Source organism: Paenibacillus sp. JSM ZJ436 (assembly GCF_044383795.1).
Taxonomy (GTDB): domain Bacteria; phylum Bacillota; class Bacilli; order Paenibacillales; family Paenibacillaceae; genus Paenibacillus_AQ; species Paenibacillus_AQ algicola.
Genome location: NZ_JBISEO010000004.1, coordinates 86,691 through 101,733 on the forward strand (window position 1 = coordinate 86,691; position 15,043 = coordinate 101,733).

The window sequence follows — 15,043 nt, forward strand, 5'->3', positions numbered from 1 at the left end:
ATCCTCCTTTATCCAATAGCGATCCATTCAATGTTGGTATTGATGTTGCCCGTCTTTAAATAGGCGTGTTCGCTCGCCCAGTATCCCGTTGATGTAAAGCCGTTCGAGCGCACTTCGAAACCTTGTGAATAATATTGAGTCAGAGTGTTGTCACCTACAAAACTCATAGACCTCCAAGAGGTACCACTTGAATTAAGATAGTTAACAAACCTAAATTGATAATTATAGAAATTAGTTTCCGCGCGGATAACCAATACTAATGACGAAGGTGTAAAGTTAAGGTTGTCGATGGTGAAATTACAATTATTAGACGCTGGCTTAGTGAATGACCCCGATGCCATCTTTGCGGCTGTACTTATTTGTGATATCTTACTCGCCAACTGATCGAATGTGTCGCTGCCTGACGCATTTCCATTCTTGCCGTTAATAGCGGCAGCAACCGCATTCTTCCCATTAACGACAGATTGAAAAAGGTCTTCTGACCATGCCGTCCAAACGCCATTTTGTTTGGTTCGTTGTCTATAAGAACCAGCAACGTTGAAATCATATGCCTTTTGAACTTCCCAAGAATCGTTATGCCTAACAATTTCGAAGTACCACCATCCAGTGGTTGGCGCATTAGTCACATTGCTACCCATATACCATCCAGTCTTACGAGCCGTATTCAAGTTTTGAGTTGAGATATCAATTGCATAACCCAAGTCGCTAGTGACAGGTACTTTTTGCCACGCTTTAGCATCCGTATATGCTTTAGCATTCGTTTCTGCTGTGGTTGCTTTTGTTTGTGCGCCTGTAGTCGTTTCTCTTCCAGATGCCAAGTCATATGCTGCCTTCACTGCGCTTGGTGTAGCTGCAGTAGTTGTGCTGGTGCTAGTCGTAGAGGTAGATAACTGCACGATACCTTTAACGCTAGTGGATGCGTCAGGAATTGAGATATTGTTAACTTTTGCGTTAACCTCATTGACTGCTTGCACCAACGAAGTCTTATTTGTTGTTGCCAGATCACCCATGACACCAATGTCATTACGCAACTGTCCTGCAGTAGTACCATCTAGGTAGACAATAATGTTACTCATTTTTTGGTTGATTGCAATCAATGCATTATCTTTACCTGTTTCAATGGCTTGTTGACGTTCTGTGATGTAATCATCTACATTCTCTTTGATAAATAATTGCATGTTGACGAGTGCATCTTGAAACTTGTTCCATTCATCTGCTGACATAAGTTTGGAGCGCAACTGATTTGTTAGATTTGCTAATTCACTTTCTTCAAAGGAAGTTCGATTGGGTTTAATTTTTAATTCTTGAAAACGTTGGATAGCAGGGATGTCTGATGCTTGAATCTCCGACTTTATTAAAAACGTATCCACTTGATTTGGAAAATTGGATAAACTTGCCATTAAATCACCTCTACTGGTTGTATCTAATTTAAACTCGATAAGATATCTCCATATTTATATTTCTACTCATTAGTTCATCTGACCAAGTGATAGTATTTTCTCCATAATTTAAATTAAAAAAGTCTCCCACAAATAAATGAGAGACATTTATACCATTGTGTGAAACTATTTTGTTTTCACAATCAATTACTATGATATCGCCAGGAGTAAATTGACCATTGAATACAAATTCTTTGGTAATAGTTTCCCTTTCACCATTCGTGGAAGACCGGTTAAACGGCGTTAAATTGTATACGTGTGGCAACGTCTCACCTCCGTTTTACTTGCGGTTTAGTGCTCGGGTCATACAATCATAACGTTTACGTACGCCTTATAATTGTTGCCTGTCGTATCAAACTTGATGTAAAGTAACCCACTCGCGTCCTGATAACATGTCAAGTTTCCATTTGTAAAGTTTCCGACTATAGTCGGAGCATTAATGTTCGTTGATATTTCACTCTTCAGCCAAACGTTTTTAATCAATGCAACACTTTGCCCTTGTAGCATCAAAAAACGAGTGAAGTCCACACATTCAATTACCTTTTTCGGACTCACTAACCGCCAGTTAGTGTTGGACATGGAAATTATTTTGGTTGTTGACGGATTTTCCATAAACCACTCACTCCAAGAACTGGATGTTAGCGGTATCCGTACAGCTTGCTCGAATCCGTTATGTTGGTTTACTTCTTGACGGCTATAACCATTACTGTCCAAACGATAAGTAGTTACTGTTCCAGCACTGAAAGGAAAGCCTGTGGTGTTGTTGCTGTCAAATCGAAATGTTGTTATGCTATGCGGCGGGAACTTTGTTATACCGTCACTCGCTAAATACGGATTTACGGAACTGATTACATTTTCGTATTGAACTTTTGCAAAAGGAAACCAAACTTTATTGGAGTCGTCCCAACGTCTTCTGAGAACTGTGTTGTTGTAATTTGAGTACCATTCTTGGTAGGTATATATCTCATCGTTACTAAAATTAGATTTTTTTACACGATAAGTTTTTAATTGTCCTGCTTCATTTGGGAACCCTTTTTCAGTTGCTTCTGCATAAGTTAACGCTAGAGTGCTTTCTCCTTTCGGATACGCGCTTGGGGGAGAAGTAGAAGTAATCGTATCATCGAACCAGCTATACCCCTCTTCAAATGTACCGTCCCTACCTATCTTAAAGTATTTACCCGTAGTCAGTTTATCCCCACTGTCTACGATATTCCCTTTCCGACTCAAGCCATCTCGCAATGTCACAATTTCGTAGTTTTTAGACTTGATATATGCAATCAAATCAGACAATTTCTGCTGATTTTCAGTCTCTGTCCATTTTCTGTTTTTTGCATGAGTATAAAAAATAATCCATGTTTCATTTGGGGCGTTGTCAACTATTCTCTTGCATTCTTCTAGATCAAAATTAAAATCTTCTGGGTTAATCGGAGCGATATTACCAAAACGAGAAAGTACGTAGGTTTCGATTGGCATTTTATTATATTCGTTATAACCCCCAACACCTAGAATACTGTATTTTCTCGTGATTCTTCGCACCAGTTCATTTTGAGATCCATAAGGGTAAATCAAAATATCCCCATCAAATCCGTGTGCATTAAGAAACTCAGAGGATGACTTGATTTCATACTCTAGCTGATCCCTCGGCACGTTGGCTAGGTATGGATGTGTAACAGTGTGGTTACATATCTCCCATCCTATTTTTTTTAATTCTTGCAACTGCTCCAGCGACATGTGACTCCAATCTAGTTCGCCTGTGTAATTTCCGGTAATAATGGCGCATGTGAGAGGGGAATCCGCGTTTTGAAAGATTGGTCTTAAGGATGTGTAGACGTTTGGATGTCCATCATCATCAACAAAGGATACGATTACGCTCTTGTCTACATTATGGCTGACCGTTTCAACTGCTCGTTTTACAGCGTATGATGCCTCCGCGCTAACACTCGCAATATTCTCGCGTGCGGCATCGGCATCATACGCTGTAAAATAACGAGCAGCCGCCGTTCCAGCGTTCCAACTTTGCGCCGTCCCCTGGAATCCACGCGTCACATCCGTAAGTTGATTACCGGATTTACCGCCGTAACGGATCGTCTCCGCATTGTTGCCGCCGCCAATCGTAAGCAGATTCGGTGCATCCGGTATGACAGACGCATTGACTAGCGTAATTGTCGTTTGTGTTGCGTTAATATCCGTAGCGAGTTCGGTTGCTACGCTATTGACTGACGCTGGGTACATTTCTTGCATATATAAATCATCCTCCATTGTCTACGATAAACTATTTCAAATACTGATTAATAATTCTGAATGAGTCTATAGTTGTGTTTCCATTATTATTCAATGTAATAACAGGCTTAACTCTTTTTCCCTCTTGATTGTTAATGTTTAAAGATTCAGGACTTTGAGTTATAAACAATCCTGCCAATGATTTTACAGGGAACTCTTTTAATGTTATTGCTGTCACATTTATATCGCTGAATACTTGCTGAATGCATACAAATAAATCAGATCCTATCACTATCGGACTGATGTTGTGTGAGCGATATCCATAAACATCTCTAAAAACATGGAAGCTCTTGTCTCTATCCCAATACTGTAGAGACAGTGTTCCATTGGTTCCTTTTAGTGTAAACAAATCTACATCACTTTTTATATCTTTCATCCATATCTTAATTGTGAAATCATCGCTAAGACTGAATCCCTCGGAAAAACTAAACGTGTCATTGGTTAAATCAATCCATCCATCTTCAAGAAAGATAGGAGGGGAGGTAGTCTTACCAATGATCTGAATTGTATTCCATGAGATTTTCATCCCACCATTGTCCACATTTTCAGCTTTTAAATTCACCTGAATATCTGGTTGCTGATATTGGACGCTGATTTGAACAAGCCCTGTGGAGTTAACCAATCCTTTAGCACTCGTGACTTGTGTCTCAATGTAATAGATTTGACCACTCTGCAGATTCTCAATTAGGAGACTGATGGATGGTTCAATGCTAATCGGGGATTGATAGATTTTATTCTTATTTGCATCATACAGAATCATCAACCACGAACGAATGGGCACACTTTCAGCTTGAGAATAAGTTGCTGTGAATATATAAGAAGGTGAACCAATTGTACCAATTGTACCCATCGAAACAGATGGCTTACTTGTTGTTTGAAATATTTCACGGTCAGATGAGATGGTTAAGCCTTGTTGATTCCATATACTAATTTCGATTTTGTATTCTAATCCGTTTGGAATAGAGATGGCAGGAATTGTGTGATTCTGAGCAAACGATGTTATCTTATTGCTGTTGTAGGTTAAAGCATTGTCAGAGTTACGATACACTCTAACTTGATAAGCAACACTTAAATCACCGGATACTTGCCATGAGACAAGAATAGGATCGTTCCCATCTAGGGTTTGACCTCTGATCGATATATTAAATGGCTTCTGTAACATTCATTCACATCCTTAAATTGCGCGTCTACAGATTACAAACTTATCGCGTGTGTTTCCATTGAGAAATACGACAATCACTTCGTTTCCAGGAGCAAATGTTACATCTGGATTGCAGGGAATAGGCTGAGATACGGTTGCGCCATCCACAAACACATTTAGTCTGCTAGTGCTGATGACTGATTCAACTTTACCTAGATGCCAGTCCCCATTAAGTAATCCCATATTTCTAATCTCTGTTCGCACTACTTCTGCGATAATTTTATAAGTTTGTTCTAGTGAGTTTGAATTTTGCATTTAAACCTCCTATATGAAGTCCCAGTTAGAAAGTAATTTACGATACTTCAAACACTCACAAGTCATTAACTCTGGTTTAAGAGGTAGGGTAAAACTTTCAAGCATGTATTTCCCTGTGACATTATTCGTTTCGTCTTCTATTTGAATTACATCATAAACATCATGTAGAAAATTGGGTGCAATGTTTAAAGTCAATCTTTCAGAATAGCCAAGTCTTTTCATTAACTCGAATTTGGCACGGAACTTCGCATCTTCGACATTTGAAATTATCGGGTCGGGCTTAAAATCGTTATGTCCATATATAATGTCGCCAATTTTCTCGATAGTATATGGACTGTTTGCCCATAGAGGGTTTGTTTCTGTGACAACCAATTCATAACTACTTGTGGCTGTCTGTGATGAGCCGCCGAGGACATAAATTCTATTGGCGAGATTAGTTTCATCCATTTTTCTCACATTACCAGCGTAAAACTTTTCATTAGGATCTCCATAGCGATAAACCCATGTGACAGGTTGTGAGTCGAAGTCATTTAAATCAATTTTCTTGAGTCGCAAGAAGCCGAATACATCATAGAAAATTTCGCATCTGGCGAGTTGAGCCAACTCTTGGACAGCATCATAGATACTATCATTGGGTTCATATGTAAGTGTGTAAGGTACAGTTTCCGTCACCGTATCAAAGTTAAATTGTGTCTCACCAACTTTACCTGCAAGCATTTTAATTGTAGTGGCAATGTTAGCACCAACTTCAATAGTCGTTTGAAACTTGAATCTTCCGCGTTTATCGGTAAGTAGGTACATTTTATCTTGGCCTGTAAGAACAGTATTTTTACTATCTATTGTGTGCGAATCCGATGGCTCAGTCAGTATGTAAACCCCTTGCGGTACATATTCGATTGTTCCATTTTTTAGTTTAAGTCCAGTAAAGACTTTGACACGTTTATCGATCCAGATTAAGGCTGAATTTTCTCCCCATGTGAACTCATTATTCTTGTTCATCAGAGAGAACGTAAAATTGCGGCGGATCGGGCGAGAATAGTCAACCGAGATGCTTCCTAAGTCGCTTTCTGTAATCTGTTTAGTGAATTCGTTAATGTAATTCATCTTGGAATCATAAAACTCAAACTTGAGAAACATTTGCTTTACAGGTGCTCTCATTGCATTTAGGAAATCTTGTGAACAGGGAATCATTAGATCACTCCCTTGATGTAGTCGGATTTATTATGTTTACTTATAAAAGCAATATATTGTTCTTCTGTATTACCACCTCTACCATAAATAATATGAAATTCCTTATGGCAAGTAAAACATAGAGTGGCGCCATTAGCTAAATCGAGTCTCTGATCAATAAATTTATCGTATCCGTTTTTATGATGGGCATTTAATTCTCCACCATATTGACCACATTTTTGACAAGTATAGTTATCTCTTTCAAATACGTAATTTCTCCAATAAGCATATTCCTTATATATTCTTTTTTTTGTTCTATCTTCTTCCGTTAAATTAGGATTATAGTTTGGACTGTTAATTCCGCTTCTTCTTTCAATTCCGCAGAATCGGCAACCACTCCCGCGAGAGATGTAATTATAAGGAGAGGATTGTATGATATCTGGATGATGCAAACAGTAAAAATGAATAGGAGTCTTGCTGTTTACGTATGCATCATCAATAACTATTAAATCTTTTTTTTTAAATTCTTCGAAAACAAATTCCTTTGTATATCTTGTCGATTTGAGCGTTGCCTCTCTGGCACACTTTTTACACATAGCCCCCTGCATCATTTTAGTAAAGGTAATTGATTGAATGTCATCTGGATGTTGGCTACAAATAAAACTCATAGAACTGCAACTATTTATATAATGAGTATCAAGCAGTTTGTAGTTTCTACGTTCGAACTCATGATATACGAATTCATAACTATAAGTAAGTCTTTTTGAAATCAATTCTCCCTCACATTCATCACATCCATATTTACACCTTTTGAACACATCCCAAGTTCTTTCCTTTATTTTATTCGGATGTTTGAGGCATATGTATTTCATTTTTGTTTTAGCGTTTTTATATACAGTCTCTAGCAAAACACATTGTCTATTGGTATATTCATCTTTAATATCATTTATGCCTATTTTTTTAATTGTATCGTCACTCCAAACCTATTTTGATGCAATTACTGTTGAATTAAATCGTACCATTCATATACGAGCGATAATCTCCTATCTCAGTCACATCAATAGTTAATTGAAGATAGTCGTAGCCGTCCCATGTGTTCATTGGGGCTCGCGTTCTTGGGTTCGAGATATCTCCCACGAATACTCGTCCATTATCAGATTTAATTAAAAATGGTTTGTGGCTGTGAATGAACTTGTTTAAGATTTTCTGATATTCAATTCCTGAACGACTTGACTCATCAGGAATGATAACCGTTGAGAGAGAGAAGGTTTCGTAACTCTTATCTGAATAATAAACAGATGGATATTTGCTCAACGTTTCGATAACTGTTCTGCCTTGATTGAGTTGAGTTTCAACATCGTCAATTGATCCTATAGCCTTGTCGAATGCCAGCACCTCATTGGTGTCTTTATCGACTACGAAATAACCTACAAAATCACTTTTGCAAGCAATATCTACACTTTTTCCGTCAAGCTTATTCTCAGCCAATGGAACAATACTGTATATCAAGTCCGTATTAGGCTGTGTATAGTCAATGTATTCAATTTTCACGTTATTTTGAAAAGGTACAGTAGCAAGTGTATGGGATTCTAATTCATTCGCATTTCTACGCTTAATCATGAATGATACAATCTTTAGACCACTGTTATTGATATTGCCGCCTTCTAAATCGCCTAGAAATTTAAAGATTGCACGAGTATCAATATTCCAGCCATCACTTTTAGCGCTATCGGTTGGCACATCATCACTTGCAGATGCACGAACCTCTAATTCATCATAGATTCCGTTTTTTAATTCCCCATAAAAGATGTCTTTCATCACACCACCAGGACTCTTAAAGAAGTGAGTGCCATAAAAGTCATATCCCATGATTGCCATTTAATCACCTCAATGTTAGAAATAGTAGGGGAGGGGAGACAAAATAAAAAGGACTGCCACTTGGCAATCCCTTGAGTGTAATATTATTCTTGTATTGCTGTGACAATCCCATCTTCTAAATAAATGTATCTACCCGAACCATATACCCACTGTTCTCTTTTTCCGTTTTTTGTAGTTGTAGTATTTTTCTTTTGCGGCTTACCCCAAGTTGATGTCAATACTTCTGTTGCAGTCAAACCGATCACTGGTTTGTCTGTAGGATATTTATGGTTTTGCAAAACCACTTCACTGAAGTACTTCTGTTTTTCCCTCATGATTTCAGAGTCGTAATTACCTTTGAAATCATTTGGAATTTCTTTTAGATAGTCCCGTCCTGCATTGATGTTACCACTATCGAAATACTCAAGAGCCGATAAATAATTGTACACACTTTGATACTCTTCGTTTTCACGAAAATCTTTTTGTCTGAACAAAATCCGATAAGCCTTTCTGTATTCTTTATCTTGATATGCAGAATCGACTTGAGACCACAGATCGCTTTTAATTTCAGAGGATTTATTTTCAGTCACTTCTTCAGTTGAATCGTTAGCGTTTTCCTGATTTATAGAACTGCTTTGGTCTGCTGTTTGCTCGTTAACACCGCAGGCAGTTAAAGTCATTACAACAAAAAGCCACAAAATGTATTTTCGCAAAATCAATTCCTCCTGCCAAGATTTGTTATTATCTCTAACTCAATAATAAAACAAAATCTTGACAAAAGGAATAGTTATTATTTTCTGTGTGACTTAATATGTGTTTCGAGTCCTTTAAAGAATTCTGATGGGTTATTAGCCTGAACAGTAATATCTCCAGAAAAACTGTATGACGTTCCAGCGTTGGCTAGTGTCGGAGTGTTAGGTTTGATATTAGACAGCATATTTTTGAGTGAAGTCAATTGAGAATTTATCACGCTTGTAATAGACAACTTGTTTTTCAATTTACTCATATGCTCGTCTGTGAGAACCCATTCGCCTTTTTCTAGAATGGCAGGCATTTCATTTGGTTTTAGCGGAGGTAACCCGACTTCGCCACCAGTATGATATTTAGTCATGCCGTTTTTCTTCATCTGTTCTTCAGCCCATTTAGCAGCACCAGCATTGTTACCATTAGCCACACTATTTAAATACTGATACTGGTTAGCCCAACTTGCTGCTCCGCTACCACTTTGTTTAAGTGAGTTAAGATAGTCTTGCTGATTGTTTCCAGATGAATTTGTAGAATTAGTAGTTCCATTTGTATTAGTGTTTGAACTGTTGTTTTGATTCGTGCTGTTAGTATTGTTCGAACCACCACCACCAGAACCACCACCTGCACTTCCACCTCCGCCCATATTCGCAGCCATAATAGCCATTTCATCATAAATCTTTTTCAAATCGGCTAATTTAGCTTTAACTTGGGTAATATAAATATCCCACTTTTGTAAAGATGAAGATTGCCATCCATCGACAACGAGTTGCAATAACTTGGAGCCTTCTTCAGCAGTAATGGTGCCATCTGCTAAACCTTTTTCTAAAGCAGATTGAAGTTCAGCCATTTTGCTTTGAGTATCACTCACTGTTTGAGAGTAGAGGGAGGAGAGACTGGACTGATATAAGCGCATAGCTTCGAGACTCTGCTGATTGATTTGTCTCGTTCTATCTAATTTCTCTTGAAGAATTTGAACGGTTTCTTGTTTTTGCTTTTCAAGTCGATCAATCTCATCTTGAATTGCCTGTTTAACGTCATCTCGCTCATATTGTTTTACAAGTTCATCTTTTTCTTTTTCTAGTTCTTCTACGCGAGCTTTATCGTATGTGAGAATTTCTTCTCCAGCCTCAGTGATGTATGAGAAACGCTTATCGTTTCTAACTTTATTAATTTCATCATTGAGTTCTTGCAATTTTTTGAGTCGATCTTCTTTTTCAATCTGCTCATCTAAACCTTCAAGTATTTCTTGTTGCCTTTCAATCTGAGAATCATATGATTTTTCAGTGGTTTTGATGACTTCCTCTAACGCTGCTTCTTGTCTGCGATATTGTAATTCAGTATCTCTGATTGAATCGTTCATATCATCAATCTGACGCTTTAAATTGCCGATAAGATTGATTTGAGAGGTGATTTGCGATCCTAGCGAGGAAAGATTAGAGAAATTCACACTGCTTAAATCAATACTAAACTCCATCGCCGATTTTACTTCAGATGCAATGTCTTTGACTTTACTTGCATAATCTTTTAGGTCTGATCTGGTTTGCGCTGATGTATCAACAAAGTTGACTCCAGTATCATATATGCCATCAACCTGATCAAGTGTTGAAATAATGGAGTCAATAGAATCATTGAACTCTTCAACATCAAACATGTCTTTAGTGTCAAAAGATTTCTTAATTGCATCGAAGATATCTGTGATATTAGAATTAGCCAACTCGTAAAGCCGATCCGTTGTTTCTTTGATTGAAATATTGTAACCCATCTGCTGATTTCTCAAATCAACCAGGTCTTGCTTTAACTCTTTTGCCTTAGCCGATGTTAAATCATCTTGATCTAGTTTCTTCTCAATCAGTGCAATCTCATCTTCTGTTAACTTGATAAGTTCATCGTAAACAGGAATCCGCTGAAGCATTGCCTTGGTATAAGCAAGAGGTTTGCTTGCCAGTGACTCGGCATCATTCTCAATTATCTGAAGTTCATTCTCTTTAGCCTGAACCTGATCAGATATACGCTCACGATAACTATCGAACATATCCGATTTCTTTTCTTTGATTTCAACCTCAACAGTTAACTTGTTGTACTCAACTTCCTCAAGTCGGGCTTTCAATTCTTCAATATCTTTAGGTAATAATTTAGTATTCTTTAACTTTTCTTTGATGACAGCAATCTCTTGTTCGTCCTGTTCGATAATCTGCTTCTTGTAGCTAATCTGCCTTTCTAGTTCTTTGCGGTACTCAGCAGAAGCAGTATCCATTTGACCTGCTCGTGATTCAGATGACTCAATATTCTTGCTAATCTCATCACGTTTCTGATTATATTTCTCAAGGCTACTAAGCAGCACAGAAAAACGCTTCTCATTCTTTTCTTCTTCCAACTTCAACCATTCAGCGCTATTCTTTGCTCTTCGTTCGTCAAATTCACCAGAGGTAATTTGCTTCTCGGCTACAAGTTTATCCAACATCAGATTCTCTTTGTGCAATTGTTCCTGTTGTTGTGTTAGATAGCTAATTTGAGACATTTCTTCTTTACGCCATTCAGCAGAAGACTCAGAATATTTGGATTGCTTAAACTCAGACTGACCGATTTTCTGATCAATACTGTCTCTATTCTTGACAAATTGATAAAGTTGCCCATCAATACTATCAATCATAAGTTTGTATATCTCTTCGGCTGTCTTATCTCTGTTTCGTTCAGCATCAATTCTTGCTTGCTCCAAGTCGGACTCAGAAGGAGGCGTGTATTTATACTTAGTGCTTAATACCCCACCTGACTGTTGTCCGTAAGCAGACATTACTTTTGGTGCATAGTTGCGAGTTTCTTCAAATGGAATGTTACCGATTTGTCCATTCTTAATCCATTTGTCAACATTGCCTTCTCCAGCATTATAAGCATACAGCGCCAATTCAACATCATTGTTGTATTTCTCAAGCAATCGTGCAAAGTGACCTGTTCCAGCCTTAATATTTTGTTCGGGATCAAAGCTATTTGTAACTCCTAGTCCTTTTGCGGTGTTTGGCATTAACTGCATCAAGCCTTGAGCACCAGCAGAGGATACTGCGTTAGACTTAAAATTACTTTCTGTTTTAATAATTGCCGCAATCAAGAAAGGATCAATATTATGTTTACCAGCATACTTGTTGATTAAATCTGAGTATTGTCCTGTGTAAGCCGATTTTGAACTAGTGAGAGCTGCAGTTGAAGAAGTGTCATTAATGACTCGTCTGGCTCCATTATAGATTCCCGACCATTCTTTGTCATTCAAATTGCGCTCAGCAAGCCCATTGGTTCCCATCTGAATAAACTTGCCATTGCCGGTATACATACCAACGTGAGAGTTCGCTTTTCCTGTGGTATTGAAGAATACTAAGTCCCCACGTTTCAAATTATCCTTAGAAACTGCCACGCCTTGCTTTGCTTGTTCTGCAGCGGTACGAGGAAGTTTGATATTCATAAGCCCTTCAAACGCTTCTTGAATAAATTGCGAACAATCAGAAACTTTTCGCTCCACAAACTCTTCAAATGACCCGTTAAATTCACCAGGGATTTGCTCATATCTGAAGTTACCTTGCAATCCGAGAACGGTGGAAATCATATTAGATACGTCTGAGTCACTGGCACCAGTACCACTTGCGACTTGTGAAGTACTTGTTACTTTGGTAGAAAGGAGAGTACGAGGATTTTTAACTCCCTCATCATAGATGTCTTTTTGTTCTTGTAGTAGATCGATTTCTTTTTGAATAGATTTTTGATATTCTTTTGAACCTTTTTCAAATCGACTTCTGCCACTTTGAAGCTTATCAAGAGCCAACTCAACATCGCGTAGACGTTTTTGCTGTGTAGTAAGCAATTCATTCGTTTCCGAAATTGTTTCATTGCTCTTTTGTGTTTCTTCGTCTGCCTTATCCGATGTGTTTCTTAAGTCATTAACTGCTGAATCGAGAATGCCAAACTTCTTGGCAAGTTTATCAACTACTTCTTCTGCAGCATCAAACGCGTTCTCTGGTATTGCAGGTACAATACTAACCGCATTGACTGCTCTCATAGCAACGATTTGCGCTCTAGCGCCAGCGACAATAGCCTTAGCCTTATTGTTTTCTGCCTCGCTGGTAGCTATTTCTTCTTGTTTCTTTGCCTTGATGTATTCAAGGATCGATTCCTTGCTTAAATTGGATACCTCGGCATAATCTGCATAGGCATCAGTCAATTCAAGCATAGTCTCAATAGACACACCATTAGTATCTTTAAGTTCTTGTTGAGCTTTATTTAATAGTGTGATATTGCTTTTTGTCTTCGACAATTCATTCATTCTCTGGGAGACAATTGTATTAAATAGCGTTAGACTTTTAGAAGTCTCATCTGTACTCTTTTTGAACGCATCTAATATGCTAGTTAATTCAAGCGTCTCATTGCCAAATTGAGAGAGAATGTCGGATAGGGCGGTAAGATCTCCAGTCTCAAAAAGCGTCACCAAGTCAATCTTATTGTTTTCAATTTCCTTGGTTATGTTATCGCTCAAGGCTCTATAGTTTGATACGATTTGATCTTTGTTATCTTCGGTTATATCTACACTATTAATGTAACGTTCTGCAACTCTACTCAAAACCATCTTCAAGTTTTCATCGTTGGTCTTGGCATCATTCATTACATCTTTGTTAATTGTGTCAAGCGTCTCAACGTATTGACGTTTTCCTTCTTCTATTTTCGCAGAGTTGACATTATAAGACTCATTCAAGGATGAAAAATTGTCTTGCATATTCTTCAAGAATTGATCAAAGGAGGTTTTGTTTTCACTCCAATCAATGCCCAACTTGAACTTCTTCAAGTCTTTTGTCTTCAATCCTAAGTCAGTAAAAATCTGTTCAATGCCAGCCTGCATCTCATTGAGTTTGTCTCGGTTATCCAAATCCAACATCTGGTCAATGGTGATTTTGTTATCAGCCATAAACTCTTGCATGTATTCGGCAGCCTGTTTGGATGCGTTCGCAAACTGTAATTTAGCCTTATCATCGCTGATTGATTTTTTAGCTTCGGCAATTGTTTTGGTAGGTGCATCTAAAATCTCAGATGCTCTCATTGCCAATGTTTTCTCTTGGGCAGCTAGTAAATCTTTTTCTTTTTGAATCAGTGCATCAACAGCTTCGCCTTTCTTATAAACTGCATCACCCTCATCGTTGTAGTAGTCAACAATTTCAGGCATGATACCCCTCATCTGGTCGTAGATTGCTAATTGCTCTTCTTGTGATTTACTAGTATCTTTTAACTGTTCATTCAAAGATTCAAGTTGTGAGATATTATATGTTGCTTCGGTGACTGTATTCTTGAGGTTATCAATACTTTGAGCTGCTTCATCGGCTGAATTTTTGGATTGATTAAAGAATGTATAAAGGAGCGAACCTGCAGTAATAGCTATGCCAACCCAACCCATGGCTTTCTGTAAAACTGTCATTGATGCAGCGGCAGAATTAGCTGCAACTTGCATACCAAATAATGCCTTGACGGTTTGACCAGCACCCAGTAAAAAGCTGCCGATTGCTTTATGTTTAAACAGCATAAATGAGCCGATTAATAAGCCTATAGCTACTGCCAAATTATCAATATGAGTGATAAGTGCTGTGCCAGCATCAATCATACTCTTTAAAAATTCATTACTAATACTGTCACTCCAAAATGTATTCACGGCATTTCTAAATTTGGCAATCTTACCTTGCATGGATTCCAGGTAAACTTCATTTTCTCTTGCTGCAGAGCCAAAAGAATTTAGACCTGCTTGAAGAGAGAGTTGAGCATCTTTCCAGTTGGCAATCATGGATGCTGCAATGTTACCTTGATGCTTACCAGCCACAAGTTCAACAAACTCTGCCTGTTGCATATCAGATAATTGATTCCACACAGTAGACAAGTCTTCGAAAATTTCATATGTACTCTTGAAAGTATCATCGTTCTTTTTAAGAGTTAGCCCAACTGAGGCGAATTTAGATTCGAGAGTAGGGAGGAGGTTGGTTAAATCTTCGCCTTCTTCGCTTACCCCTCTGATACGCATAGAAATTGTTTTTACAATTATACCCTGTCTTTCGACATATTTATAAAGGGATTA

At 38.0% G+C, this 15,043-nt stretch carries 10 protein-coding genes; all 10 read right to left on the bottom strand.

Features of this window, described 5'->3' with window-relative positions; translation table 11 throughout:
* Positions 1-8 precede the first annotated feature (8 nt).
* The 10 genes from ACH6EH_RS06540 to ACH6EH_RS06585 all read right to left on the bottom strand — a co-directional run bounded on the left by ACH6EH_RS06540 (position 9) and on the right by ACH6EH_RS06585 (position 14,989).
* On the bottom strand, positions 9-1,400 hold the full coding sequence (locus ACH6EH_RS06540) for a pyocin knob domain-containing protein (RefSeq protein WP_397331620.1): 1,392 nt from the start codon (positions 1,398-1,400) through the stop codon (positions 9-11).
* A 28-nt stretch (positions 1,401-1,428) separates the two neighbouring features.
* Positions 1,429-1,704, bottom strand: coding sequence for a phage distal tail protein (locus tag ACH6EH_RS06545; protein ID WP_397331622.1), 276 nt, complete (start codon positions 1,702-1,704; stop codon positions 1,429-1,431).
* A gap of 38 nt (positions 1,705-1,742) precedes the next feature.
* Positions 1,743-3,680: a polysaccharide deacetylase family protein gene (locus ACH6EH_RS06550; RefSeq protein WP_397331623.1), complete on the bottom strand. Its 1,938-nt coding sequence runs from the start codon at positions 3,678-3,680 to the stop codon at positions 1,743-1,745.
* A gap of 31 nt (positions 3,681-3,711) precedes the next feature.
* Positions 3,712-4,881, bottom strand: coding sequence for a hypothetical protein (locus ACH6EH_RS06555; protein ID WP_397331625.1), 1,170 nt, complete (start codon positions 4,879-4,881; stop codon positions 3,712-3,714).
* 12 nt (positions 4,882-4,893) lie between these two features.
* Complete coding sequence (locus ACH6EH_RS06560) at positions 4,894-5,175, bottom strand: hypothetical protein (RefSeq protein WP_397331626.1); 282 nt, start codon at positions 5,173-5,175, stop codon at positions 4,894-4,896.
* Positions 5,176-5,184: 9 nt separating this feature from the next.
* A complete protein-coding gene (locus ACH6EH_RS06565; RefSeq protein ID WP_397331627.1) occupies positions 5,185-6,312 on the bottom strand; it encodes a hypothetical protein in 1,128 nt (375 codons plus the stop codon).
* A gap of 53 nt (positions 6,313-6,365) precedes the next feature.
* On the bottom strand, positions 6,366-7,253 hold the full coding sequence (locus ACH6EH_RS06570) for an HNH endonuclease (RefSeq protein ID WP_397331628.1): 888 nt from the start codon (positions 7,251-7,253) through the stop codon (positions 6,366-6,368).
* A gap of 100 nt (positions 7,254-7,353) precedes the next feature.
* A complete protein-coding gene (locus ACH6EH_RS06575; RefSeq protein WP_397331629.1) occupies positions 7,354-8,223 on the bottom strand; it encodes a hypothetical protein in 870 nt (289 codons plus the stop codon).
* Positions 8,224-8,306: 83 nt separating this feature from the next.
* On the bottom strand, positions 8,307-8,915 hold the full coding sequence (locus tag ACH6EH_RS06580) for a hypothetical protein (RefSeq protein ID WP_397331630.1): 609 nt from the start codon (positions 8,913-8,915) through the stop codon (positions 8,307-8,309).
* Positions 8,916-8,992: 77 nt separating this feature from the next.
* Positions 8,993-14,989: a transglycosylase SLT domain-containing protein gene (locus ACH6EH_RS06585; RefSeq protein ID WP_397331631.1), complete on the bottom strand. Its 5,997-nt coding sequence runs from the start codon at positions 14,987-14,989 to the stop codon at positions 8,993-8,995.
* Positions 14,990-15,043: the final 54 nt, after the last annotated feature.

Coding starts and splice junctions, on each gene's coding strand:
- ACH6EH_RS06540 (WP_397331620.1), bottom strand. CDS start 1,400: ATGGCAAGTTTATCCAATTTTCCAAATCAAGTGGATACGTTTTTAATA.
- ACH6EH_RS06550 (WP_397331623.1), bottom strand. CDS start 3,680: ATGCAAGAAATGTACCCAGCGTCAGTCAATAGCGTAGCAACCGAACTC.
- ACH6EH_RS06555 (WP_397331625.1), bottom strand. CDS start 4,881: ATGTTACAGAAGCCATTTAATATATCGATCAGAGGTCAAACCCTAGAT.
- ACH6EH_RS06560 (WP_397331626.1), bottom strand. CDS start 5,175: ATGCAAAATTCAAACTCACTAGAACAAACTTATAAAATTATCGCAGAA.
- ACH6EH_RS06565 (WP_397331627.1), bottom strand. CDS start 6,312: ATGTTTCTCAAGTTTGAGTTTTATGATTCCAAGATGAATTACATTAAC.
- ACH6EH_RS06575 (WP_397331629.1), bottom strand. CDS start 8,223: ATGGCAATCATGGGATATGACTTTTATGGCACTCACTTCTTTAAGAGT.
- ACH6EH_RS06585 (WP_397331631.1), bottom strand. CDS start 14,989: ATGCGTATCAGAGGGGTAAGCGAAGAAGGCGAAGATTTAACCAACCTC.